Source organism: Albibacterium profundi (assembly GCF_042159835.1).
Taxonomy (GTDB): domain Bacteria; phylum Bacteroidota; class Bacteroidia; order Sphingobacteriales; family Sphingobacteriaceae; genus Albibacterium; species Albibacterium profundi.
Genome location: NZ_JBBVGT010000002.1, coordinates 1,723,980 through 1,750,030, shown reverse-complemented (window position 1 = coordinate 1,750,030; position 26,051 = coordinate 1,723,980). Strand labels below are relative to the sequence as shown.

General features: G+C 41.2%; 19 protein-coding genes. 6 read left to right on the top strand and 13 right to left on the bottom strand.

Annotation, left to right across the window (positions count from 1 at the left end; translation table 11 throughout):
* Position 1: 1 nt before the first annotated feature.
* Both WKR92_RS09225 and WKR92_RS09220 read right to left on the bottom strand, forming a co-directional pair.
* Positions 2-2,422, bottom strand: a complete 2,421-nt coding sequence (locus WKR92_RS09225) for a 3-hydroxyacyl-CoA dehydrogenase/enoyl-CoA hydratase family protein (protein WP_375557539.1) — start codon at positions 2,420-2,422, stop codon at positions 2-4.
* Positions 2,419-2,871, bottom strand: coding sequence for a MarR family winged helix-turn-helix transcriptional regulator (locus WKR92_RS09220; RefSeq protein WP_375557538.1), 453 nt, complete (start codon positions 2,869-2,871; stop codon positions 2,419-2,421). The genes WKR92_RS09225 and WKR92_RS09220 overlap by 4 nt, the downstream gene beginning before the upstream one ends.
* A 140-nt stretch (positions 2,872-3,011) precedes the next feature.
* Here WKR92_RS09220 and WKR92_RS09215 point away from each other — a divergent pair, with 140 nt between their 5' ends.
* From WKR92_RS09215 to WKR92_RS09205, 3 genes are all read left to right on the top strand, one after another.
* A complete protein-coding gene (locus WKR92_RS09215) occupies positions 3,012-3,872 on the top strand; it encodes a cupin-like domain-containing protein (RefSeq protein WP_375557537.1) in 861 nt (286 codons plus the stop codon).
* A 100-nt stretch (positions 3,873-3,972) separates the two neighbouring features.
* Positions 3,973-5,754 carry a TrkH family potassium uptake protein gene (locus WKR92_RS09210; RefSeq protein WP_375557536.1) on the top strand — a complete coding sequence of 594 codons (1,782 nt, stop codon included), beginning with the start codon at positions 3,973-3,975 and terminating at the stop codon, positions 5,752-5,754.
* Between the two features lie 23 nt (positions 5,755-5,777).
* Positions 5,778-6,458, top strand: coding sequence for a potassium channel family protein (locus WKR92_RS09205; protein WP_375557535.1), 681 nt, complete (start codon positions 5,778-5,780; stop codon positions 6,456-6,458).
* A 9-nt stretch (positions 6,459-6,467) separates the two neighbouring features.
* On the opposite strand, the gene WKR92_RS09200 is transcribed toward WKR92_RS09205, so the two are convergent.
* Positions 6,468-8,237 carry an AMP-dependent synthetase/ligase gene (locus WKR92_RS09200; protein ID WP_375557534.1) on the bottom strand — a complete coding sequence of 590 codons (1,770 nt, stop codon included), beginning with the start codon at positions 8,235-8,237 and terminating at the stop codon, positions 6,468-6,470.
* Between the two features lie 177 nt (positions 8,238-8,414).
* Between WKR92_RS09200 and WKR92_RS09195 the strand changes: the two genes are divergently transcribed.
* Positions 8,415-8,909: a hypothetical protein gene (locus WKR92_RS09195; RefSeq protein WP_375557533.1), complete on the top strand. Its 495-nt coding sequence runs from the start codon at positions 8,415-8,417 to the stop codon at positions 8,907-8,909.
* A gap of 71 nt (positions 8,910-8,980) precedes the next feature.
* On the opposite strand, the gene WKR92_RS09190 is transcribed toward WKR92_RS09195, so the two are convergent.
* Entirely contained in the window at positions 8,981-10,768 is a 1,788-nt protein-coding gene (locus tag WKR92_RS09190; protein WP_375557532.1) for a M61 family metallopeptidase, read from the bottom strand.
* A gap of 158 nt (positions 10,769-10,926) precedes the next feature.
* Here WKR92_RS09190 and WKR92_RS09185 point away from each other — a divergent pair, with 158 nt between their 5' ends.
* Together WKR92_RS09185 and WKR92_RS09180 are read left to right on the top strand one after the other, a co-directional pair.
* Complete coding sequence (locus tag WKR92_RS09185) at positions 10,927-11,802, top strand: N-acetylglucosamine kinase (RefSeq protein ID WP_375557531.1); 876 nt, start codon at positions 10,927-10,929, stop codon at positions 11,800-11,802.
* An 11-nt stretch (positions 11,803-11,813) separates the two neighbouring features.
* Entirely contained in the window at positions 11,814-12,329 is a 516-nt protein-coding gene (locus WKR92_RS09180) for a glutathione peroxidase (RefSeq protein WP_375557530.1), read from the top strand.
* Between the two features lie 181 nt (positions 12,330-12,510).
* Here WKR92_RS09180 and WKR92_RS09175 read toward each other — a convergent pair whose 3' ends face one another.
* The 9 genes from WKR92_RS09175 to WKR92_RS09135 all read right to left on the bottom strand — a co-directional run bounded on the left by WKR92_RS09175 (position 12,511) and on the right by WKR92_RS09135 (position 25,988).
* The gene (locus tag WKR92_RS09175; protein ID WP_375557529.1) at positions 12,511-13,761 is read right to left on the bottom strand and encodes an MFS transporter; all 1,251 of its coding nucleotides are present in this window, start codon (positions 13,759-13,761) and stop codon (positions 12,511-12,513) included.
* 20 nt (positions 13,762-13,781) lie between these two features.
* On the bottom strand, positions 13,782-14,792 hold the full coding sequence (locus WKR92_RS09170) for a Kelch repeat-containing protein (protein ID WP_375557528.1): 1,011 nt from the start codon (positions 14,790-14,792) through the stop codon (positions 13,782-13,784).
* Between the two features lie 39 nt (positions 14,793-14,831).
* The gene (locus tag WKR92_RS09165) at positions 14,832-15,764 is read right to left on the bottom strand and encodes a dihydrodipicolinate synthase family protein (protein WP_375557527.1); all 933 of its coding nucleotides are present in this window, start codon (positions 15,762-15,764) and stop codon (positions 14,832-14,834) included.
* A 32-nt stretch (positions 15,765-15,796) separates the two neighbouring features.
* Positions 15,797-17,443: a BNR-repeat neuraminidase N-terminal domain-containing protein gene (locus WKR92_RS09160; RefSeq protein WP_375557526.1), complete on the bottom strand. Its 1,647-nt coding sequence runs from the start codon at positions 17,441-17,443 to the stop codon at positions 15,797-15,799.
* A 41-nt stretch (positions 17,444-17,484) separates the two neighbouring features.
* Entirely contained in the window at positions 17,485-18,525 is a 1,041-nt protein-coding gene (locus tag WKR92_RS09155; RefSeq protein WP_375557525.1) for a sialidase family protein, read from the bottom strand.
* Between the two features lie 176 nt (positions 18,526-18,701).
* Positions 18,702-20,144, bottom strand: coding sequence for a sulfatase (locus WKR92_RS09150; RefSeq protein ID WP_375557524.1), 1,443 nt, complete (start codon positions 20,142-20,144; stop codon positions 18,702-18,704).
* A gap of 23 nt (positions 20,145-20,167) precedes the next feature.
* Positions 20,168-21,334, bottom strand: a complete 1,167-nt coding sequence (locus tag WKR92_RS09145; RefSeq protein ID WP_375557523.1) for a sialidase family protein — start codon at positions 21,332-21,334, stop codon at positions 20,168-20,170.
* 28 nt (positions 21,335-21,362) lie between these two features.
* Positions 21,363-22,817, bottom strand: coding sequence for a RagB/SusD family nutrient uptake outer membrane protein (locus WKR92_RS09140; protein WP_375557522.1), 1,455 nt, complete (start codon positions 22,815-22,817; stop codon positions 21,363-21,365).
* A 12-nt stretch (positions 22,818-22,829) separates the two neighbouring features.
* Entirely contained in the window at positions 22,830-25,988 is a 3,159-nt protein-coding gene (locus WKR92_RS09135; RefSeq protein WP_375557521.1) for a SusC/RagA family TonB-linked outer membrane protein, read from the bottom strand.
* Between the last annotated feature and the right edge of the window lie 63 nt (positions 25,989-26,051).

Sequence of the window (26,051 nt, the reverse complement as noted above, 5' to 3'; positions counted from 1 at the left end):
ATTAATTTCGTAAAGGTTTACCCTTAGTCAACATAAACTGTATTCGTTCCAAGCTCTTCTTTGTGGCAACCAAGGAAAGAAACTCCTTTCGTTCTAAATCTAATAGATATTGTTCGGAAACCTCCGTAGGTTCAGACAGATCACCACCACACATTACCCAACCCAACTTTTCTGAAATTAGCTGATCATGTTCCGAGATGTAATTCCCTTCCTTCATAGAATTCGCTCCCGCATAAACGATACCTAGGCCCTGTTTACCCAAAACCTTAACTCGGCGCTTAACAGGTGGAGTATAACCTGCTGTGTCAAGTTCAATAACTTTTGCTTTGGCATCAGCTAATAGTCTGCTCCGATTCATTGTTATCGAATACTTGCCTGCTTCCAAATATCCTAACTCAAATGCTTCCACTGCTGAAGTGGAAACCTTTGCTTGACCTACCGTTAAAAACTTTTCTTTCAAAATATTTTGAACGATCTGATCTTCTTTGAACTCGTTTGCAGCCCTCAAAGCCATCTCTTTCGATCCTCCGCCACCAGGAATAACACCAACCCCAAATTCAACTAAGCCCATATATGTCTCGGCGTGCAATTGAATAAAATCTGCATGCATCGAGAACTCGCAACCTCCGCCTAAAGTCAAGTTAAACGGAGCTACAACGACTGGAATGGATGAATACCGAATTCTCATCGACGTATCCTGGAAAGCCTTAACTGCCATCCCGAGCTCATCATAGTCTTGTTCCACAGCAAGCATGAAAATCATACCGATATTAGCTCCCGCCGAGAAGTTTGCAGCGTCATTTCCGATAACCAATCCTCGATAATCTTTTTCGGCCAAATCAATTGCCTTATTGATGCCTCGAATAACATCACCGTCGACCGTATTCATCTTCGTATGAATCTCAGCGTTTAGGACACCATCTCCCAGATCAATTATACTCACACCTTTGTTTTCCCAAATCGTATGATTTCGACGCAAATCATTTAAAACAAGCAATTCTTCTGATCCTGGGATAATCTGATAGGAACCCGTGTTCTTGTCATAATATTTCCTTCCCTCGTCATCTATCTGATAAAAGCTGTCGTTTCCCGATTCTAGCATATCATAGACCCACTGTGCAACTTTCCCCGACTGTCCGGGCAACAACCGCTCGGAGTTCTCAATGTTGCTAACAACCTCCTTCACACCTAAGGCATCCCAAATTTCAAAAGGACCTAACTCCCAGCCAAAACCAGCACGCATTGCATCATCGATCCGATAGAGTTCATCAGATATCTCAGGAACCCTTTTAGATACATACTCAAATAAAGGGTAATGAGCAGCCCTAAACAAAGTAGCAGCTTTATCTGTTCCGGCGTCAAAGATCTTCATTCTCTTGCGCATATCCTCCACTCCTTTTGCGGCCTCTAGCGTTTCCGACTTTACTTTTTCTTGAGGCCCATACTCTAGCGTTTCAAGGTCCAAAGACAGTATCTCAGATTTACCTTCTTTTTTTATTTTCTTATAAAACCCTTGTTCACTTTTCTCACCCAGCCAGTTCTTGTCAATCATCTGCTGCAAGTAGGATGGCAACTTGAAGATATCCTTAGCTTCATCATCACTTGCATTCTCATACAACCCTTTAGCAACATTTGCCAATGTATCCAGTCCCACAACATCAGCAGTTCTAAACGTTCCGGACTTGGGTCTACCTAAAATGGGTCCAGTGTATTTATCGGTTTCCTCTACACTCAAGTCGAAATGCTCTACCAAATGCGACATTGCCAACATAGCATAGACACCTATTCGGTTTCCAATGAATGCTGGAGTATCCTTGCAAAGTACCGTTGTCTTTCCCAAAAACCGATCGCCGTAATCCATCAGAAAGGAAACCAACTCTTTATCTGTTTCTTCAGTTGGTATAATCTCAAGCAAGCGTAGATAGCGTGGTGGGTTGAAAAAATGAGTTCCACAGAAATGCTTTCTAAAATCTTCAGAACGACCTTCAGCCATATGCCGAATAGGAATACCAGACGTATTAGAAGTAATTAACGTTCCTTTTTTTCGATATTGCTCTACCTGTTCGAATATTTTCTTTTTTATATCCAATCTTTCAATCACCGCTTCAATCACCCAGTCGGCACTTTCAATATCACGCATATCATCCTCAAAGTTTCCGGTTTTAATTAAATTGAGGACCGACCTGCTAAATATGGGTGAAGGCTTCGATTTCACCGTATTATCTAAATGCATATTTACAATACGATTTCTCACCGAGCGATCTTGAATCGTCAGACCTTTTTTCTCCTCTTGTGGCGACAATTCAGTCGGAACCATATCAAGCAGCATCACCTCCACCCCGATATTGGCAAAATGACAAGCAATCCTAGATCCCATAACCCCCGACCCCAGAACAGCTACTTTCCTAATCCGTCTATTCATATCTTACTCGCTTTATTATTTTCTTGTATGTATTTTTGCGCCAGTTGATTGATTTTTATAAGGGAAGCCTCTAATTTATCACGCTCACTCTCTGTCATATTATCAATCAAATAGTCGTTAAATTCCCGAACAATATTTTTAGCTTCTGTACGCTTTTCTAAACCTAAGTCTGTAAGGAACACTTTTACAGATCGCTTGTCTTGAGAACTTGCCTCACGATAAATAAGACCCTGCTCCTCCATTCCATTCAGCATTCTTGATAAGCTTGTCGATCGAACCCCTAAAAGATTCGCAATCTGCGACACAGCCGTTCCTTCTTTATGAATATTAATCAACACATAACCAGAAGCTTGTGTTAACCCAACCTTCGATGCTACCTGATTATAGGAATTAGCTACCGACTGCCAAGCTGTTTTCAAATAGTAATCAATTGTATTATTTTTCGACATATGAATATTATTATGCTTGCATATCAAATTTAACTTTTAAAGATTTAGGAAACAAGTATTTTAATTTTTTTCTTCACATCGTCATAGATGCAGTTTATTTGTATTTTTGTAAGGCCAAAGGCATATTAAACGAACGTACCGTGCAACTAGAAAAGATAGAAAGAATATCTGGTATCAGCAGTGACGACTTTATTGCCAAGTACCTAAAACCGGGAAAACCGGTTATCTTATCAGATTTTATTGATCCGCAGAGTCCGGCATTCACCAAATGGACTTACAGTTATTTTAAAGAAATTGCGGGTAGTCAAATCGTTTCTCTGTATGGCAAAGAAGAATCATCAAAAGACCGTGTCGCCAGCGCTCCAGTGACGCAGATGAAATTTGGTGATTACCTTGATCTTATCGAGAAAGAGCCAACCGATTTACGCATCTTCTTATTCAATCTATTGAAATTGAAGCCTGAGCTGAATAAGGACATAATCTATAATGACCCAACCGGTGGTAAGATTTTAAAATGGCTACCTTATCTATTTTTTGGTGGTGAAGGATCCAGCACAAGAAACCACTATGACATCGACATGTCTCATGTGTTTATTTCGCAATATAAGGGGATTAAAAAAATTTGGCTATTCCCGCTAGAGCAATCTGCAAACCTGTATAAACTACCTTATAACTTCCACAGCATCGCCAATCTCAAAGAGCCGGATTATAAAACATTCCCAGCTCTCCGTCTTATCCAGGGAATAGAGGCCGAAATAAAACCCGGTGAGACTCTTTTTATGCCGTCCGGGTATTGGCATTTTATACAGTACGCTACTGAAGGTTTTTCTATTAGCGTTCGCGCCTTGCCGAGTGAGCCAATAAATCGGTGGCGAGGCTTCAGAAACCTTATGATTACTAGACATTTTGATAACGCTATGCGAAAACTCTTCAAAGAACAATGGTTCGAATATAAAACCAATATTGCGTTAAAGCGAGGGGAGAAAGCACTACACCGTTAAGAAAAATTTGCGAAAGCTATAAATTTACTACTTTTAGAGACCTAAAAGGCAAACATGCTTAACATTTTAGCGTTTAGCCAATAGTATAAAACAACCGTAAATGGGGAAAAGCCTAGCGAAGAAGATACCACAATTATTAAAGGTCGGTGACCGGGGATTATTATATCTTAGTATAGCCAGCACCCTCACTATTCTCTTTAACGTAGGGTATAATAAGAATATTGAGACCGTTCTATTCGTTGACCATATTCTACGATATCTGTTCTATTTATTCGGCGCCTTACATTTTGCACGACTCGTTTTAATTACGCGTTTATACAAAAAATGGCGCTTAATCCACTACGGAGAGATCATTATATCGATCTACTTCCTCTTTGTTATTTTTGTCAGCATATTCGGTTTCGGCAGTTTAGGAATCAACTTCTTTCGTGCAGAATGGCTCTATATTGGTTTTTTCGCCACTCTCCTCATCGAAATATCCAAAGTCAGTCTTTTCTTCGATGATTTCTATTTTAACCCTACCCTTTTATTCGTTATAAGTTTCCTCCTATTGATTCTCGTAGGGACGCTCTTATTGATCCTGCCAAATTCAACTACAGACAGTCAAATTAGCTTTGTAGACGCTTTATTCACATCAACCAGCGCTGTCTGTGTAACTGGACTAACTGTCTTCGATGTCTCGGTTAAGTTCACCCAGTTTGGCCAAACCATCATTTTAATTTTATTTCAATTAGGCGGATTAGGTATTATGACCTTTACCGGCTTTTTCGGTTTCTTTTTTACCGGAGGGTTTTCATATAAAAACCGACTAATGTACACCGAACTTATTAACGAAAATAAAATTGGATCTGTCATTAGCACCCTCTCTAAAATTGTCTATATCACCTTGTTGTTTGAAATTATCGGAGCTGCTATCATTTATTTTAACATTCCGAAGAACACCTTTATTTCGACCGGCGAAGCTATTTACTTTTCAGTTTTCCATGCTGTATCAGCTTTTTGTAATGCCGGATTTACGACGATTCACGATGGTCTGTATAATCCACTTTTCAAGTCGAACTACAACGTCCATCTAGTCATTTCAATCCTGATCATCTTTGGCGGATTAGGGTTCAATATATTAATGAACACATATTCTTATTTACGACGCTGGGCCTATAACATCTATCGAAAACTGTTGTATGGTGAAAAATTTATCTATCAAGCTCAAGAACTTCAATTCAGTTCAAGAATTATTCTCTATACCACATGTATCCTTCTAACAGTTGGCACCTTGTTGTTTTTTACGCTCGAGTACAACCACAGTCTGCAGGAGCACGAAAGTCTTTGGGGAAAAATGGTTTCCTCTTTCTTTCTAAGTGTAACCCCTAGATCAGCGGGCTTCACAACCGTTAACATGCAGCATCTCACCTTCCCGTCCATTATGTTGCTGTTTTTCTTTATGTGGGTTGGCGCATCGCCAGGATCAAACGGTGGAGGTATCAAAACAACTACGTTTGCCATTTCTTTCTTAAATATCTTTAGTATCGCAAGAGGAAAAGAAAATTTAGAATTATTTAAGCGGCGAGTGACCAAAGAAACTAGCATCCGTGCTCTCGCCGTTATTATACTCTCAGTATTGATCTATGGCATCATTCTCTTTTTGCTGTCGTTAACTGACGGCGACAAAGACTATCAAGCGCTTGCTTTTGAAAGCATGTCCGCATTTGCCATTAGTGGACTAAGTCTGGGTATTACTTCCTCACTTTCCGAAGGTGGAAAAATCATTCTTGTATTCGCTATGTTTGTTGGTAGAATTGGTGCGTTGACATTATTAATTGCATTTATTAAGGACACAAAAATAAAAGCCTACAAATACCCATCTGATACGGTACAATTATAAGGTTAGATTATTAAAAATTAAATATGAAGTTTATAGTTTTTGGATTAGGACATTTCGGGAAATCGCTCGCCGTTAAACTCACGGAGCTCGGACACGAAGTCATCGGCGCCGACAATGACATGAAAAAAGTCGAGCAATTTAAAGATAAAATCACCCACACAGTTTGCTTAGACGCTACCGACAAAAACGCGGTAGCATCGCTTCCTGTGAAAGATGCTCATGCAGTTATCGTTGCCATCGGAGAAGATGAAGCCTCCTCTCTGATGTCCACTGCCGTTTTAAAACAATTTGACATCAAAAGAATCATCGCCCGTGTAGTATCCGATCTACAGCAGACGGTATTAGAAGCAATGAAAATTGAAGAGTTCATTATGCCTGAAGAAGAGTCGGCCGAGCGGCTTGCCGTGAGGTTGGTCAACCTAAATATCGTCGACTCATTTAAAATATCGGAAAAATACAGTATTGTTGAAACCAAAGTACCCCAGCGCTATGTAGGTAAAACATTGATCGAGGCTGATTTCACCAATCAATACCAGCTTATTGTTCTTACCACCATCAAAGAAAAACAAGAGACGGTCAAAGGAGTAGCAAAAGTTATCAAAGAAGCATCGGGCATCGCAACCTCCCATACCCGATTAGAGGCTGGCGACTTATTGGTCATCTTCGGCGAGATGGAGAATATCAATAAGCTAATTGACTCCTAAATCAACTACTTATTTCTTAGTCTCACCCTCGTAAATACTGTCCAATTCCGTCGCATGATTATTTAAAATAATCTTACGGCGCAAACTTAGCTTGGGGGTTAGCTCTCCCGCATCGATTGTCCACTCGTTTGGCAAGAGAATAAACTTCTTTATCTGCTCCCAGTGACCAAAACCCTTATTTAGTCGATCAATTTCACGCTGATATTTATCAATCACTTGAGGGTTCTTAATAATTTCCTCCGCAGACTGCCATTCGATGCCCTTAATTTTACACCAACTTTTCAGCTTTTCGAACGCAGGAACGATCAGCGCCGAGGGAAACCGTCGCCCCTCACCCACAATCATTACCTGAGCAATAAATAATGACTCCATGAACTTGTTCTCTAACACCTGTGGTGCTATGTATTTTCCACCAGAGGTCTTAAACATCTCCTTCTTGCGATCTGTAATCTTCAAAAAGCCATCTTTACTTAACTCTCCTATGTCGCCCGTATGGAGATAGCCATTTTCATCAATGATTTCAGCTGTCGCCTCCTCGTTTTTATAATAGCTCATAAAAATACTGGGGCCCTTACACAGCACTTCTCCGTCTTCTGCTATCTTGACTTTTACGTTAGACAAGACTTTACCCACTGTCCCGAACCTAATTTGATCAGCCTTTAACCCATTTACAGCGATAACAGGCGACGTTTCCGTCAATCCATATCCCTCCAACACGGGTATTCCAGCCGCCCAGAACACCCTTGTCAGCCTTTCTTGTAATGCAGCCCCGCCAGAAATAAGAGCTACAATATTGCCTCCTAGCGCCTCTTGCCATTTCTTAAAAACCAATTTCCGAGCTAGGGCTAATTGGATATTATATAAAGCACTATTTTTACCAGGCTCTTTGTAGCGCAAGCCTAAGTTCAATGCCCAAAAAAAGATGGATTTTTTAATTCCAGTCAAGGCTTTTCCCTTAGCATAGATAGCATCATACACCTTCTCCAATACTCTTGGCACCGTCGTAAAACCATCAGGTTTCACCTCTTTGATATCATCAATAATCGTATCCATACTTTCGGCATAGTATACGGATATTCCAAGCGAAAAATACATGTATACTACCATTCGCTCAAAGACATGCGAAAGAGGTAAAAAACTGATAGCCTTCTGATACTCGTCCGGGAACAAATCTCTTGAAGCTAAAATATTACTAATTATATTCCGATGACTTAAGCACACCCCCTTTGGCTTTCCTGTTGTACCAGATGTATAGATCAGTGTCAACAAGTCCTCTTCATCTATTTGACTCTTTATTTCTTCTAGATCGTCTTCCGCATCTCCCTTTTTTAGAAAGTCCGACCACGCAGTCGTTCCTGGCACATCATCAAAAGAGATCACCTCTACTGACGTAGATAAAGCGCTGATACATTTCTCTAACTTTTTATATAACTCCGCGTTAGAAACAAAAATTAGCTGCACACCTGCATCTGTCAATATATGATTTAGATCCTGTCGTGACAAGGTAGGATAAAGAGGTACAATTGCCGCGCCGACTTGCATAACGCCGAAATCACAAAAATTCCACTCGGGTCGATTTGCCGACATAATGGCGACCTTATCACCTTTTTTTATACCCGACTTCAATAAAGCACGACTCAAGCTATCTACATTATGAACAAATTCGTCTGTACTATAGGTTTGCCATTGCCCTTTAAATTTTCCAGACACCATTTCATTTTTTGAAAAATTATGCTTGTAGTTTTCCAAAATATCAAACATTCTTTTTATCTCCATCATAATGTCAATTTTAAGGTGATGCGCCTGCTTAAAAATAAGAAAATAATTCCAATCTATGATGTTAGAACATAAGCTTGATTTAAGACGTCCATAATCAACATCGTCTAATAAAGCAGATCAAGCCTATTTGGCATTAAATTTGGTTAATGCATAGTATATATAAAAAAACGAAAAGAAATGAAAAAACTATTTTTACTATTTATTACCGTAGGTTTTCTAAGCATTTCTAGTCAGGAAGCAAAAGCTCAGGCATTAGGGAATGACTATAGAAATGCTATCGGGGGTCGTTTCGGAGTAGCAAACGGTATCACGTTCAAGCACTTCGTAAACAGCAGCGATGCGTTAGATTTTATCGTGAACTTCCGCAGTAAGAAAAACCAGTACTCTACCTTCCGTTTAATCGGTTTGTATGAGCGACATCTACCAATAAACAACGCTCCAGGACTTAGATGGTACTATGGTGGTGGTGCCGGAATTGGTGTATGGGATTATAAACATGACAATCATGATTCGGAAATTGCGCTTAGCATAGACGGAGTCTTAGGTTTGGATTATAAGTTTAACGGCGCACCGATTAACGCTTCACTAGACTGGAAACCAGCTTTAGAGGTCACTCCGGATACAGGTTTTGATGCTGAAGGTTTTGGTCTTTCCATTCGTTTCGCATTCTAACTAAACCCACAAAATCAACAATTAAAAAGGCGGTTATTCACATAACCGCCTTTTCTTATCTTAGCGAATCACTAATCTATAGATAACCATATTTTTCTTATAGATATCTGCTCTTTGGTCGCGTTAGGCATAGGTTCAATCACGTAATCAGCGCGTTTGCTCTCGGGCAAAGTAACCTTAAACTCCTTGATGATTCCGTCTCGAGAAACCAAAACAGTAATTTCATCACCGACACTGGCTCCCCCCAAAATACGGTCCATCTCATTTCCCTGCTCGTCAATACGATAACCGTTGATAGCAATTAATTCATCATGGACATTTAACCCGGCATTCCATGCTCCACTATTTCTAGAGACAGATGCGATACGATTACCGACCAATCGGACACCGAAATCAGGTATACTAGTTCCCTCCAACTGATTGACAAGTCTCATTCCCGCATAACTGAGGTATTTATTATAATCGATCGACTCGGCGTTATTTACATAATGGTATATATCATCAATTGAAACGCCCGCCACCTTTTCAGCCATTGATTTAAATTCAGCATCTGTAAAGCCACGGTTTAGTTTAATGTAATACTGATCGTACATCGCCTTCATAATATCGTCCAATCGCTTTTCACCGTTTGTAGCATGAAGAGTTTTCAGGTCAAGTAGCATACCCATTAACGCTCCTTTATTATAATACGACACGCTAGTATTTGCCGAATTCTCGTCTGGACGGTAATATTTAATCCAAGCATCGAAACTCGCCAAGCTTAATGGCTGGATCAAATTTCCCGGTCTATTCTCCACCGCTTCGATATCATTAGTTAACATTCTCAGATAATTACTCTCATCATAAAAGCCAGCCCTACGAACTAATAGATTATCGTAATACGCTGTAAAGCCTTCCGCTATCCACAAATTTGTTGTATAGTTTTCTGCACTATAGTTAAATGGACCCAAGCTCTCCGGTCTAAGTCTCTTTATATTCCAAACGTGAAAATATTCGTGAGCAACAAGTCCCAAGAAGCCATTATAGCGGGCCGGATTACTGTAAGCAAAACGAGACGCCCCTAAAACGGTCGAATTCAAGTGCTCTAGACCTCCTCCACCCGAGGCATAATTATGAACAATAAAGACATATCGCTTATTCGGATTAACACCGAAAACAGCAGTAGATTCCTCAACAATACTGGCCATATCCCGTTTTAGACGCTCTTTATCATAGTTTCCTCCACCGACCATGGCGACCTCATGCTTCACTCCGGCGGCAGTAAACTCAAACACATCTTGATTACCAACTTCAATCGGAGAATCGAACAAAATGTCAAAATTCTCAGCGTAGAATGTATTCTTTTGGCCTGTAACAGGTTCTAAACCTGTCGATATTTTAGACCAGCCCTCATAAGGTGTGACCGTCACCTCGGTCGGCTCATCAATAAACCCATCAACAAACATAAACACCCCGGTTGGCGACAAAAACGCATGACTTTCGTCGACGAAACTAGTACGAACAGACACTTCGAAGGCATAGACCCTGTAATTCACAACAATCTTTTTTGCCTTACCATTTTCTACTCGCCATGTATTCTTATCAATCTTATAAACCTTCAGGTCCTCTGAACCGGAATCCCGCGCCTGAACACTTTCAACGTTTTTAGGAAACTCCCGAATCAAGTAAGATCCTGGTGCCCATACTGGCATCTTCAGGTCGACAAAACCCTTACTTAAATCGTCGATTTCCATTTGAACGTCAATATAATGTGCTTGTGGCTCCGTGAACGAAACATCAAAGCTTATTTTTGGTTGTGCCCTCGTTGCGAAAGCTGTCGTCATTAGAATCATAAATAAATAGATAAAACGTGTCCTCATAGTTTTTATAGTTAAAGAAGAAAATTGCAAACAACTTTGAAAGTAAATTCAACCCAATATAGTCAATATCCCACACGGGGTCGTTTTAAACCCCAACAAGATTAACTAAAATTATTTGTAAATTTGAATCTACACATTTTGAAATTTAATATTTGCATATGATACTTGTCGTCGATAGTGGTTCATTTAAGTCGGACTGGATGTTCGCTCCCAATGGTAGTGAACCATTACGTTATCGCACACAGGGAATCAACCCATTTTTCACGCAGGAAAAGGAAATCGTCAAAATCATCCAATCGTTTAAGGAAATAGTACCCTATATCAACGATATTACTGAAATTTACTTTTTCGGCTCGGGCTGTACGTCTCCGGACCGACGAGAAATTGTTTCAAATGCAGTTTCACACATCTTTAAAAACGCATTTGTGTCTGTTGATACAGACCTGATTGGTTCCGCATATGCCACTTGCGGTGCGCGACCTGGCTTTATCAGCACGATGGGAACGGGGTCTAACATTTCCTTTTTTGACGGCGAGAATGTACTGCCTAGCAAATTTGGAACTGGCTTTATCTTAGGCGATTTAGGTTCAGGAGCTTGGTTTGGAAAAAAACTTGTAACCGACTATCTATACGGGCGAATGCCTTCGGAAATTAATTTGGCATTTGGAGCTACCTATGATGTTAATAAAGAGAACATCATGAAACACGTTTATCAAGAACCCAATCCAAACGCATTTTTAGCTTCATTCGCCCCATTTCTCGCTGAACATACCGATCATAGTTATGTTTCTGAGCTCTTAGATAACGGCTTTGAAGAATTTGTGAAAACCAATGTCTTCAGCTATGCTGATTATCAGGAACACGAATGCCATTTCGTAGGTTCGATAGCATATTTCTATAATAAGCAATTGCGCAATGTTTGCAAAAAACATAATATCCGTATCGGAAAAATCATTCAACAACCGATTGAAGATTTGTATGCATTCATATTAGAAAAGGAAGCTCAGCGGAGCGACTATATAAATGACATTTAAAAACAGCAATCATGAAAACTCTCTTTATCTTATTATTTAGTGTCTTATTTATGACTCCCCCAGAAAACGTATACCAATTTAAATTAAACAGCATCGATGGCGAACCGATCGACCTTTCAACCTTCAAAGGAAAAAAAATCTTGATCGTTAACACTGCTTCCGAATGTGGCTTTACCCCGCAATACGCCGAGCTAGAGGAGCTCTCAAAGAAATATAAAGACCAACTGGTTGTAATTGGAGTGCCCGCGAATAATTTCGGCGGCCAAGAACCCGGAAGCAATGAGGATATCCAAACATTTTGTGAGAAAAATTACGGAGTGACCTTCACTTTAGCTGAAAAAACGAGCGTTAAGGGAGAAGACATCAATGCTTTATTTAAATACCTCACCTCCGCTAATAATCCAGATTTTACCGGGGAAATTAAGTGGAACTTTGAGAAATTTCTTATTGACGAAAATGGCAAGTTGATCCATCGGTATCGGTCGGCTGTTAAACCTTTATCTTTCGAGATTACCAAAAACTTATAAAATAACAAAACCCCTGATGGGCAGGGGTTTTGAACTAACCAATTATAAACCTAAATTATGAAAAGACATTTAACCAATTACCAGAATAGATTGCTCTGATTTGATAGTGTAAAAGTAACACTAAGTAATATATCTTCCAAATTTTTTAACATCTTTTTTCAACACAATCGATTGTCTAATTTTACGAGTCTGTAAAATCATTGACTTTGGGTCGTAAAAAGTATAATTGCACGATTAATGCAATACCTACAATGCCGGCCAACATAGCAAAATCATGACCTAAATTTCCTTCGTCAGTCGACTGTCCCAAATAATCTGTTATAAATGCTCCGGAAAAAACGCCGACCATATTCATCAATCCATAAGCTGTAGCACGATATTTGGCCGAAACAAACTGGCAGAGAATCGGCATATTATTGGCATCGAACATGCCAAAGCCCAGCCCAAAACATAAAGCAGCACCCACTACGTGAAACAACGAGCTCCCAAAACCGAGTAAAAGCAAAGAAGGAATTGTTAAGGCAATTCCGATGGCGCTCGTATAAACCCGGCCACGAATGTTTTTTTGCACCCATCTATCAGAAAGAAGTCCCCCGAATATAACACCAATAAATGATGAGGCAGCTATTGTGATAGTCGACAGTGGTCCCGCCGATGACATAGGTATATCCAAGTTTTGTGCAAAAAGAGTAGGTAACCAATTTTTCGTAGCCCAACCCGGTAAACTAGGCACGGCAAAATAGAACAAGATAACCCAGAAAGCAATATTAGACAACAGTACACTTAAACCCTTAAAAACAGGTACTTTTTTCACAGAAGCATTATTAGAATTCGTATTACCCCCGGTTGTTCTCGCTGATTCTTTTGATTCATGCAAGAAAAACAGCAAAATCACAGCATAAACTACGCCTACTAAACCAAAAGATCTAAACGCCGTATGCCACGTGAATGCTTCCGCTAAGGTGGCACCAAAGCCGCCCAAAGCTTGCCCCATGTACAAACCTGTCATATGTATACCGATTGCTAAAGACCTAGTCTTGTCTTTATGATAATCAGCAATTAGAGACAAACCAGCTGGTATATATAGAGCTTCGCTAACGCCCATAATCCCCCGTAACCACATAAGTTGACTAAAAGTTGTTGCGTAGCCCATTGCAAAGGTAACTGCTGACCAAACGAACAAACTCCCAACGATCAACCATTTTCGGCTGAACTTGTCTGCTATACTACCCGCTATAGGACTCATAAATCCGTAAATCCATAAGAATATAGCCATTAAGTGTCCGAAATTTGCAGCCGATTGCAACTCTTGGATATCGGCTTCCATACTCGGTCGCATAGTCGACAGCATCTGTCTGTCCATGTAATTCAGAAGTGCGACAACCCACAATAAGCCGACCACCAACCATGGATAATATTTTGTATTTTTCATAAAATAGGTATAATTGACAGCTACTCAATAATAACCGTTCGGACTTGCGTGGTTCGAACAGCAGGTCTTATTTCTCCTCCGGGGATAACTACTTCCCCATTCCACACCACAAGTGAGGTTGTTACGGCAGCATTCCCCGGTTGCTCCGCAATTGTCGACCATTCATTGCTATTTGGGTCAAAACTCAGCACTGCCTTTGAAAAACCAGGGTGTTTTTCAGTTTGAGGATCGATATCTGCTAAGCTACCATCATCTCCACCAAACACGAGCAGATTGGAGTTAGCGTCAGTATAGGCAGGTGTAGGTGCTGCCACAACGGATCGTGGAAGAGCAGGCAGCTTCTCCCAACCCCTTTCCTCAGAAAACCGATAACTGTCGGAAAGATACTCTCGAACACCATCTTTTAAATGCGCACCACTGAAAAGGTAGACAGCATGTTCATCTGCGCCAGCAACTGCTAACATTCGCGAAGGGCCAGGCCAAGGTTCTCTAGTAGTCCAACCGGCGTCCATATCATTTAAGTCCAGAGACCAAAAGTTATCTTCAGCCTCTTTAGAAGCAGAATCGGTAGTCCCACCCATAACATAAACAATATTGTTTAGTAATACCCCAGCAGAATTCGCTAAAGGTTCAGGCAAACTTGGAAGTTGACTGTAAGACAGGCTGTCGTCTGCGTATCTCAGTCGATATACATCACTATAATGTCCCTCCTCATTACTTCCACCGATGATAAGCAAGCCATCATCAGTACTGATCGAAACTCCATATCCTAACGGTCTTGGCAACTTTCCAACTATTTTCCACTCTTGACTATCTTGTTCAAGTGCAAACACCTGATCGTGCCATACCTTCTTTGACCCTGCCCAAGGCGCACCACCGTCTGGAAAATTTGCCCCTCCGGCAACCAATAAAGTATTATTTGATACTCCGCCAAACGAGCCGGCAAAACCTACTTTGTCAGGAATATTTGGCAAATCTCCCCATTTCAATGAAGGATGTGCTTCTTCTTTACAAGCAGATATTATAGTCATAAAAAGTACGGTTAAATAAAAAAAAGGTTTCATAAATACTTATGCTTTTATTCGAGCGTCACGGCACTGATCTACAGACTCAAAAAAACTCTTTTTATCTAGATCACTCTTTAATAAACTAATCTCGTCATCAGTTAGCTCTACTAAAGGTAAGCGGCATGGACCAAGCTCAATTCCTCCCATTCCTACGATGGCTCTCTGTGCCGGAATAGGGCTAAATTTACCTAGTGATTGAACCATCTTAATGGAAACCATCTGCAACGCACGAGCTTCTTCGATACGGTGATTCTCGAAATTTTCAATAATTTTTCTATAGAGCGGTGCTGCAAATGTATATGTACTTCCTACCGCACCTTTCGCTCCAACAGCTAACGCACCCAATAGCATCTCATCGAGACCATACAAGATATCATATTTTCCATTTTTATAATTCAAGCAGGCTTCGTATTCGTATAAAGTAGTTGCTGTGTATTTTAATCCCCTAAAATTAGGAATAATTTCTTCTGCTTGCTCGATAAAGTCTAACATATTCATAGCAACACCTGTAAGGTGAGGAATGTTATAATAATAAAAGGGAATATCAGGTGCTGCTGAAGCTATTTCTGCCATACTTCGTACCAGCTCAGTTACCGAAGCAGGTTTAAAGTAGAACGCCGAGACTGAAGAAAATGCATCCGCGCCAACATCCTGTGCGTGAGCCGCGAGCTTGCACGCTTCCTTAACAGAGCTATGACCAACGTGAACCATAACAGTTATTCTTTTATTCACAGCCTTGACATATGCTTCAACAATTTCCATCCGCTCTTCGATCGTTAGGTTAGGGCCTTCACCATTCGTTCCGCACACAAAAACACCGGAGATCCCATCTTCAATTAACTTTTCAACAATATCGGGTATAACATCGAGGTTAATTTCTCCGTTACTTTTGTAAGCTGCAAATGTTGCGGCTACTAATCCTGTTATTTTTTCCATCTTCTGTATTATTATTCTGATTATAAAATATATTAGTTCTTATTTGTTAGTTCATCTATAGTCAAGGTCTGAAATACCATATCGGCTTGACTACTTTCATATAAAATTCCGATTGTTTCATTATCAATCGAGGTCAGGCAAGAATAACCTCGGCTGTTAAACTCATCTAACATCAAGGCTGGAAACTGATCCCAATTATCTCCATCATTATCACTCACTTTTACTGAAAGCCTATTACGCTGCGTTTTGGAATCTGGATTTGAAAAAAGCAGATAAGTTTGTTCACCTTTATCAGACTGATAATCGTGTCGGATAATACTTGCCATGCATACGGGCTCTATCAATGCGCTATGTGAAGTAGGATGTACTGTCCATGTTTCGCCCAGATCATCTGTAACAGCAATAGCCCTCCCATTTGTCGATGTCGTATCGCCCCGATTGCTATTCGCCCGCATGTTCAACATTATTGAACCGTCAGTTAGCTCGACCGCCATACATTCGGTCGTGCCCTCACTTACAGCAGGGTTAGTTGATACCCATGTTTCCCCACCGTCTTTGCTATATGTAATGTTCGAAAACGGATGGCCATTTTTGTCTCTTCCTTGAGTTGGAAACACGAGCGTTCCATCTTTTAGCGTAATTCCCTGTCCAGGCGCCGGCGCCCAAAGCCACCATTCCTCTTTTTTCCCCATCTCTGTAACATTCACAGGTTTGCTCCAGGTTTTGCCATCATCAGTGCTCTTTACAATCAGGAATTGCGATGTCTGCTTAACATCAAAACCTGGTTGCGAAGCTTTATTTCTCCATTGATGATCCCACTCTTCATTTTCTTCAGTCAAACCTTCTATCCAGTTACCATTTTTATCCAGCAGACCATGCATCCACAGTCCGGCAATGTATATATCACCCGTATTTCTATCTACTAAAATTCCCGCATCAGAAACACCGTTAAATTTCTGTGGCAGGCCACCCCATTCACCCATGTCCATTACAATTTGTATAGGCTCCCATGTTTGTCCGCCATCTTCACTTCGGTGAATACCAATATCCATATGTCCCTGTAGATCACGACCACTTTCGTAACGAGCATCAAAAATGGCAATCAAGGTCCCTTCGTTTGTGGTTGTCAATCCAGGAATACGTGAAGTATGAACATCATCTTGATTATGTTTGCGAACTGCTACGCCTATTCGCTGCACGAGTTGATTACCCGTCACTTTAGCTCTAAGCTTTTTTCCATCTAGTTTTGCTGAAACAAACTGAGCATCGACAAAATGCGACAAGTCAGCGTGTTCTTCAAGTTCAAATGACAACCAAAAGAAATTATCCCCTTTATTCAGCTTCTGATTACCCGAAAAAACGATCTTCTTTCCAACGTCAGTCACCGAAGCATACAAACGCGATTCAATATTCTCCATTTTTCCAGGCAATGAATCCTGTCCATAATAATAAAGCTTTGCCGATTTTATGTCTTTTAAGTCAGTCGTACCCTCCGTCCCAAATCTCACATCGGTTAAAATTTGACCATCACTGTCAGCAACAACTTTCACCCTTACAATCGGATTATTTTCCTTGTTTTTAAGAACAGGGAGCTGATATTGATGTTCAGAAATCTCCGTATCGACTTTGAACCCCAAAAAGACAAGAATCAAACTAGAAAGCAAAAAGATGCGTATCATAGAATTAAATTTAATGTATCGTATTATTATCCAAGTATATATTATTTAAATTCACTGACATCAATCAGCTTTAGGGCGATACCCTCATACGGTCTGCCTATTCCCCCTTCATACAATAAAGCAACCTTACCATCTTCGGTCACAACGAGATCAGAATATGCGGATGGTCCTTCATGAACAAGCAGCTCAGCAGACCACGTCTTCCCATTGTCCAAACTCTTCTTAACCGTCATGTTCTTTCTTTCAGCACTTGCAGCATTTGCAAAATACAAAGGCAATGCTTCATCACGATGGTCGGTGAAGAGACTTCCCTGACACGAGGGATCAATCAAATTATAATCGGTCTTCATTGCCCCCCAGGTTTCACCGCCATCTTCACTAATACAGAACTTTCGTGTGGTACCACTATTTGCCCGAAGGTTCAACATCAGTTTTCCGTCAGACAATTCAGTAACCGTGCACTCTCCAACACCCTCTTCAATCGTCTGACTACCGGCCTTCCAAGTCCTTCCATGATCATCGGAGTAAATTACATGAGAATAATTTTTTCTAATACCATCTTCGCGTACCGTAAAATAGTTAGGAGAAACCAGCCTCCCTTTCTGTGCACCTTTCGAAATCTGTATTCCATGAACAGGCCCCGTACCATACCAGTCCCATTTTTCATCTTTCACACTCTCAGTTATCTCTCTCGGCTCTTCCCATGTCTGCCCTTCATCATCGGACCAAGTATAGAATACTCGTCTTGTATCCTTACCTCTCCCATTGGTCAAATCCCCCCATCGATCATCGCCATGATTCCATGTTAGTAGTAGATGAATTCTACCGATTTCCTGGTCCACTATGGGCACGGGATTACCACAGGTATTCAGACCGTCGTCCCAGATCGTTATCATATCCCCCCACGTTTTCCCATTATCTTCTGAAACCTTAACGACCATATCTATATCTCCCGAATCGCCATTGCTTCTTAATTTCCGCGCCTCCGCAAAAGCAAGCAATTTTCCAGTTTTACCTTTTACAATTGCCGGAATTCTATAAACCTCGTAACCATATGTACCTTCTTCAAAAACATAGTTCAAATCGGATCTCTCTTGAGATTTTGTTTCTACTATAAAAAAGTGAAAACAGATAAAAAGAAACAGACAGGGACTAGCTTTTTTCATAATTTCGGCAAATAATAATTTGTATATATGTTCTACATATCAAATGTATGTATATAAATTATAAAAGCAAAAAATAACGCTCGTTTATTTCCTTAAAGTTTAAGCAACCGTTTCTTCATTGATATCTCAATCGATCTATAGCATGGTTTCCCTGACAAATTTACTTCTTCAATTCCGCTTTCATCATACCGATATAATTCAGTAGCCGCAATTGTACCATTCTTAACGTTTCTCCACTCTGTATACCGAAAGTCATTTGTGCGTATCGAGTAGCCCATAATCTTTGGCTCTCCTTTATACATCCAGGGACGTGGGAACTGACTGAAGGCCCTATTTTTCCATGGTGTCGAAGGGTCTTGCAATAGAGGCAATAAACTTTCACCATCCAGATCTTCAGGAAGCGGTATTCCCGCCAATTCAGAAAGGGTGGGATATAAATCTACCAACTCAACTATCGCATCGGTTTTTGAACCAGCGGTCTTCTGACCCGGGGCTGATATAATCAGAGGCACACGAGTATCCAGTTCATAATTCGTGGTTTTAGCCCACAAGCCGAGTTCCCCCAAGTGGAAACCATGGTCACTCCAAACAACAATCACCGTATTCTTTAACAGACCTTGTTTCTCAAGTTCATCGATTAACATACCAATTTGCGCATCGATATAGGAAATACTAGCATAATACCCATGATGCAGTTGTCGTATTTTATCATGAGAAATTCTTCCTGAATCTGCTATATCCTGATAACCGCGAAGCTCCACACCACGGTGTAATGCTATTTTCGGAGCACCTTCTGGAGGGTTCATATGAGAAGGAAGCGGCAAATCATTCCGATTGTATAAATCCCAATAGCGGGATGGCGCAGAAAACGGTAAATGGGGACGTCTGAATCCTACAGCCAAAAAAAATGAAGTATCTTTAAGTTCCCGGATCGCTTTAACAGCAGCTACACCTACCTTTCCATCTACATAAGCAGAATCAGAAACGTCAGCACGTTCCGTTGCATCCTTCTTCCATGTCTTCTGGGTTGGCTGATTTGAAGGAAGAACATATTTTGGACCAGCTTCACCGGTTATCTCCAAAACTGCCGGCGATGACCATGACGCTGTATCTTGTAAACGTTGCGTATCATGATAAATCTTGCCTACGCTCCTAGCCTCATAACCATTCAGCTTAAAGTTTTGTGGCAACGTAACCACCGTGGGCAGAGCCTCTCTGAAATGAGTTTTCAGATCCCAGACTTTCGTGGCATCCGGGCGCCGACCGGTTAGGACTGATGCTCGGGATGGTGCACAAACCGCCTGTTGGCTGTAAGCTTTATTAAAAACCATCCCCATCTCTGCGATACGATCTAAATTCGGTGTTATCGCAATAGAATCTCCATAACTACCCAGTTGAGGGCGAAGGTCATCAACCGCAATAAAGAGAAAGTTCGGACGTTCGTCTCTTAGCGAATCACGAGGCGTCCCAGCATTCACCAGCTTGAAAACCAAAGCAAGCAAAATAGCGAACAAGCTCATACTCTTCCATGTCATAACAAACTCTTATTTGGGATGTGCTATAGTGCATCGATAAGTGGTTGGACATCAAACTTTTTCAGATACAGCGACACCCCTTTCGAATTTTCCTTCCGTGTTTCATATAAACAATAAACCGTGCCATCAGGCCCCATAGCTAAATCTGAATATCCCGAAACACCTTCGTTCAATACCCGAGCTACTGACCAGGTTTTACCTTCATCTGCACTCAACTTAATCGTAAGATTTCGACGGGGATGCTTCGGAATATCTTTGCTATCTGGATTAACAAACAGCAGATAAGGACTAACACCCGGATTATCAACACGAACGATAGTCGCCATACAAATCGGTTCAAACAATTCATCAACATATTCCGGTGCTGTCCATCCTGATATCCCATCGTCACTATAGCTAACCCCTCGTCGTCTTTCAGTCGATTCGTTACGAATATTCAGCATCACTCGTCCGTCGCTGAGTTCCACAGCCATCGTCTCACTCGGATTTGTAAATCCGGGCACATCTGGAATCAGGGCTCCTCTTTGCCAAGTTATGCCATTATCGTCACTATAAATTGTAGCGATTCGTGACGGTCTATGACTTCTATGAGGCGTTTCAACATCAGAATCAGCTAGCCATACCGGCACAATCAGGCGACCGCTAGTCAGTTGAATACTATGACCTGGACCCGGCGCTAATACCTTCCAATCATACTCATCCTTAAAAGCATCAAAAACGCCGGTAATATCCTTAGCTGCAGACCATGTTTTGCCATCATCTGTAGACGAGGTATAAAATGCCCTGGCATAATCTCGTTGATAAATCAAGTGAACAGTTCCGTCTTTGCCTACAATAGGTGTAGGATTGTCGACCGGCGTCTTACCCTCCCGTTCAGCAACCACTTGCAAAGCCTGCCAGGTATTTCCGCCGTCAACACTTCTACGCATCACCAGATCCATATCAGCCCAATCGCTTCCACTATCAATCCTTCCAGCTGCAAATGCCAACAAAGTTCCCTTTTGCGTAACAGCCAATGCTGGTATACGGAGAGAAGAATACGGGTGATCGCTGGTCTCCAGTACCGGAATCGGCTTGCTTTCTTCCTTTTCTATATGTTTTTGAGCATAAGCACTACTTATCATCACGGAACCCAAAAGGAATATGCAGCAAAGTATCTTACTTTTTATCACTATGTTATTTAAGTTCATTATTAGCAAATTTAGAGATTCATCATATTTAAAGTCCGGGTGTCTGTATAATATTTGGATTGGTATTGATTGAAGAATTGTGAACCGGCCAAAACAGAACATTCTGCTCACCAGAGCGACCAACCAAGGTCGGAACCTTTTCGAATACCACTCCGAATCTAATAAAATCCCACCAGATTTTACCTTCGGCAACAAATTCTTTCATTCGCTCATCGATAATCTTTTTGTCCAGATCAATTTTGGACAATGTCGATGAATAAAAATTATCGACTCCATAAGCACGTTTAGCAAGCTCGTTTAGACGACTAACCGCAAGCTGAGTGTTCCCTAGTTCATTTTCCACCTCTGCGCTCAGCAATAAGGCATCTGCATAGCGGTAAACGATGATATCCGAATCAAAAACCCGGGTAGAATTTTCCCATGTGCCTGAAAACTTATTAATCCAATGAAAGGTGGAGTTCTTCTGCTCATCAAAAAACGTTTCGAAACTCACACCGCTCCGTTTGTCCCGATCATCGTTGGACAGAAAATTCATATACTCGTCCGTCAGAAATATCCATTGTTGATGTGATCCTACTTTAATAGGATTCTCAACATATTGAGAGGATACATACTGGAGCGGAACTAAAAAGTCTGCTGGATACCCCCCCGTATGTTCATCCATTAGAAAACTCCAGGCAAATACAACCTCCTGATTTAATTTCGATTCAAACACGTCCCTGAAGTCCGTCAGCAATACATAATTACCATCATTTATAACTTCATCGACAGCTGTTTTCGCAGAATTCAAAGCCGAACTTCCACCATCTCTAACCTTGGCCATCCATAGAAAATAATCAGCACGCAGTAGATTAATCGCTGCCCGCGATGCCATATTTCTATCCGTAACATTTTCTGGCATTAATGAATAGGCTGCTTCCAGGTCCGCAGCCACCTGCGCAAAAACCTGATCAGCGGGCTCACGTGAAGGATATAAGTCTTCTTGCTCTCCGGACTCGAACCCATTCAATAATATAGGCGCGTCACCCCATATCCTGCCGATCCAGTAATAGCAAAAAGCACGAACAAAATGAGCATTGGCTAACACTTTATTTTTCTCAGCGTCATTTGTAAATTGGATTCCAGGAGTATACTTTAATATTAAATTGCTATTATTAATTGTCGTATACAAATTTTGCCAGTTTGCATGCGTATGCGAGCTCGTCAATTCGTTAGTAAACACATCGCTATAGGTGGCATTGGTTGCCAAACCCGGCCCCCAAAGCCCCGAACGATATTCGCCCCAAAACGCATACGTGCTATTAAAGGTTGTACGCATTCTATTATACATCCCATACATTGCGGCAATAGCGTCGCCCTCACTTTCCCACATCGAATTGGCCGTAATTGCACTCTTTGAGTCTACATTTAATTTATCATGGCAGGCTTGAAATGCAAACAAACCAATGATCATACAGATAACGATACTTATTCTATTTTTCATAATTCAAGGTCTTTATAATGTAATTTTAGCTCCAAATGAGAATCGTCTGATCGGAGGATAATTATAATATCTGGCATTGTATGTTGTGGCAGCCCCTATTTCAGGTGATATCCCTTTGCCACTAACCGCTGAGAAGTAATGCAAGTTATTTCCAGATAATGTAATTGTTAAGCCTTTAATTCCTACACGACTAAACACCTGCTCCGGTACACGATATTGTATCGTAACTTCCCTTATTGCCAGATAGTCCCCTTTATAATTAAAGACATCAGAAGTTCTTGAGAAATTCGAATTTCCTGCATCTGGGTCGTTTGCTGTAAACCGAGCATATTTCGTATTATCACCTTCTTGCTTCCATGTATTTTTAACTTCATCAACCAGCGTATAGTTATTGGCGAATGTGTTCATAAAATACCGCATATAAGCATTATGGTTTATCGAGTGTCCTAAAGCCCAGTCTACAAAGATATTTAAGCTAAAATTTTTGTAAGAGAACGCATTGTTTAACCCTCCGGTGGTATGCGGAACAGTGACGCCCAGCTCAAACTGATCATTATTGGTAATCACACCATCACCGTCACGATCCACCCATTCATAGTCTCCGGGCAATTTTCTACCTCTAATGCTTTGTCCATCAGCTGGGTTCCAACCCCGAGCACGTTCATCATACCGTGCATTGGCAGCCTCAGTTTCATTCTGAAGAATTCGCTCGACCACGTAGCCATAATATCTGTAAAGCGACTCACCTTCAGCAGTGCCCCCAAAGGCGGTTCCATCTGCGAGTGTAATACCTCCGATTCTATTTTTGTCCCGACCATTATCGGGCAACTCCAAAACCTCATTCTTGACAAAACTCCAAGTTAATTTAGAATCCCAAGAGAAATTGTCGGTACTAATGTTCCGTGATGACAATTCCAGATCAAAGCCATGGAACTTCACTTTTCCTATATTCGTCTGAACACTACCAAAACCCGCTGTATTCGGCAGTTCCTTTTGAAAAAGTAAATCTTCGGTTATTTTGTTAAAATAATCTGCACTGATTGAAATTCGGTTATTTAGCATATTAAGGTCAAAACCCGCATCTAATTGCGTTGACGTTTCCCATGTCAGGGCGTTGTTAGGCATAATTGTCGGAATAATCCCTGCTGCCTCATTATACCTTGCATCGGTTGCATAACGACCCAATGCATCATACAAGCCTATCCCGTTATTACCCGTTTGACCGTAGCTAGCACGTAATTTCAAATGATCGACTACATTAATATCCGACATAAAGTTTTCATCAGATATGATCCATCCTGCAGATACTCCCGGGAAAAAACCCCACCGGTTATCCACAGCAAACAATGAAGAACCATCATAACGAAAAGTAGCCATTAACAGGTATTTCTTCAAATAATCATAGGATAAACGACCGAAATAGCCTATTAACACTTCTTCATCAAAATTACTGTCTGCCCCAGTTTTGTTCGGTCCTGCTGTAAGTGTTGGCACTCTATCTGAACTCGCACCCGTGACACTTGCCGAAAACCCTTTATTATTCGTTACCTGATAAGAATATCCTAGCATCCCCGACAGCGAATGGAGATCGTTAAAGGTGTCATTATAAGACAAATACCCGTCGAGCTTTGATCGTTCCAATTCACCAAATTCAGCTTTCGTTGTCCTCAAGCCGCTAAACTCATGTGCTTTCTCAAAATAGTCAAACTGCGCCACATGGGTATAATTTGAAAACTGAACATTGGCCTTCAGTTGATCCAAGATACGATAATCTAAACCACCTATTAATGCTAATCGCTTGTCTTTGTTTGCGAGGTCACGGGTATAATCCCACCACACTGGGTTGGGCGATGATGAATTATAGCCTGGTGTTGGTCTCCCATTTTCATAATAAATTTTCTGCGTGGGCGGCGTTGCTAATCCCCTTGCAATTACATTCATTTGATTTTCGAAAGCGCTCGAAAGTGAATTTGAAAAGTCAAATGCAGTATTAAGCGTCAACCGGTCACTGACTTTCACATCAGTTCTGCCTCGGGCGCTATATCGTGTATACCCTGTACCTAAAGCCACTCCTTCATCTTCAGTATATCCTCCACTGGCGGAGTAGGTTACAAACTCACTTCCACCATCGACACCAAGATAATAGTTCTGCCACAACACATCACGATACAACAGCGACTGATAATCATTATCCTGATAAATCAAGGTTTTAGTCGGGTCCAACGGGTCGGGCATTGAATAATATCCAGCTGGCACAGTTTCACCATCCCTCAGATAACGTGTAGAATAAAGAGAGTTCTCATCATTACCGGAACTAGCCGAATAACCGGAGGCGCTGTTGTATTGTGGATTCGGGCTTTGTGCAACCGCCGGACGAACGGTATTGATATAATCTCTGGCATTCATGAAATCTATCAACGATTCAGCCTCCTGATATGCCACGTTTGCATCAAAGGTAATACGAGGTGCTTGCGAAGCTGAACCTTTCTTAGTTGTAATCAGCACAACCCCATTTGATGCGCGTGAACCATAGATAGCGGTCGATGCAGCATCCTTTAATACTTCGATTGACTCTACATCATTCGGATTAATTCCCGAAAACGCTCTTTCAACTCCATCGACCAGCACCAATGGGTCGTTTGATTTGTTAATCGACGACCCACCGCGAATTCTAAAAACAGCATCAGCTCCGGGAGTGCTATTCGATTGGTAGACCCGGGCACCGGCCACCTTCCCCTTCAACCCTTCCCCAACAGTACTAATTGGTATGTCTTGCAATGTCTCGCCACTGATTTTTGTGATAGCTGAGGTTATTGTACGTCGCGACTGTGTACCGTAACCGACAACCACAACCTCATCCAGGTTCTGTTCGGCGGGAACCAAGGTAACATTCAATTCGTTTGATGACGGAATAGTGAATTCAAGAGTTTCATATCCGATAGCGGAAAAAACCAGAACCGTATCATTCAGAGGAATCGTAATCTGATACCGTCCTTCGCTATTGGTAACAGCTTGACTAGCAACCGTCTTTCTTGAGACGGTCACCGCTTCTAATGGAAGCCCGTCACTGCTAACGACTTGACCAGAAACCGTCCGATCCTGCGCCCATGCTTCCTGATTGGGCAATACTACCCATCCGGCAATTACAAAAAATAAGAGAAACACTTTCATAATTAAGATAAATTTTAATTGTTAGCTCTGTCCTTATGTAGAACATATCGACAATATATAAAT

Coding starts and splice junctions, on each gene's coding strand:
- WKR92_RS09210 (WP_375557536.1), top strand. CDS start 3,973: ATGGGGAAAAGCCTAGCGAAGAAGATACCACAATTATTAAAGGTCGGT.
- WKR92_RS09145 (WP_375557523.1), bottom strand. CDS start 21,334: ATGAACTTAAATAACATAGTGATAAAAAGTAAGATACTTTGCTGCATA.
- WKR92_RS09185 (WP_375557531.1), top strand. CDS start 10,927: ATGATACTTGTCGTCGATAGTGGTTCATTTAAGTCGGACTGGATGTTC.
- WKR92_RS09200 (WP_375557534.1), bottom strand. CDS start 8,237: ATGATGGAGATAAAAAGAATGTTTGATATTTTGGAAAACTACAAGCAT.
- WKR92_RS09140 (WP_375557522.1), bottom strand. CDS start 22,817: ATGAAAAATAGAATAAGTATCGTTATCTGTATGATCATTGGTTTGTTT.
- WKR92_RS09135 (WP_375557521.1), bottom strand. CDS start 25,988: ATGAAAGTGTTTCTCTTATTTTTTGTAATTGCCGGATGGGTAGTATTG.
- WKR92_RS09180 (WP_375557530.1), top strand. CDS start 11,814: ATGAAAACTCTCTTTATCTTATTATTTAGTGTCTTATTTATGACTCCC.
- WKR92_RS09170 (WP_375557528.1), bottom strand. CDS start 14,792: ATGACTATAATATCTGCTTGTAAAGAAGAAGCACATCCTTCATTGAAA.
- WKR92_RS09195 (WP_375557533.1), top strand. CDS start 8,415: ATGAAAAAACTATTTTTACTATTTATTACCGTAGGTTTTCTAAGCATT.
- WKR92_RS09160 (WP_375557526.1), bottom strand. CDS start 17,443: ATGATACGCATCTTTTTGCTTTCTAGTTTGATTCTTGTCTTTTTGGGG.
- WKR92_RS09150 (WP_375557524.1), bottom strand. CDS start 20,144: ATGACATGGAAGAGTATGAGCTTGTTCGCTATTTTGCTTGCTTTGGTT.
- WKR92_RS09225 (WP_375557539.1), bottom strand. CDS start 2,422: ATGAATAGACGGATTAGGAAAGTAGCTGTTCTGGGGTCGGGGGTTATG.
- WKR92_RS09190 (WP_375557532.1), bottom strand. CDS start 10,768: ATGAGGACACGTTTTATCTATTTATTTATGATTCTAATGACGACAGCT.
- WKR92_RS09175 (WP_375557529.1), bottom strand. CDS start 13,761: ATGAAAAATACAAAATATTATCCATGGTTGGTGGTCGGCTTATTGTGG.
- WKR92_RS09205 (WP_375557535.1), top strand. CDS start 5,778: ATGAAGTTTATAGTTTTTGGATTAGGACATTTCGGGAAATCGCTCGCC.
- WKR92_RS09220 (WP_375557538.1), bottom strand. CDS start 2,871: ATGTCGAAAAATAATACAATTGATTACTATTTGAAAACAGCTTGGCAG.
- WKR92_RS09165 (WP_375557527.1), bottom strand. CDS start 15,764: ATGGAAAAAATAACAGGATTAGTAGCCGCAACATTTGCAGCTTACAAA.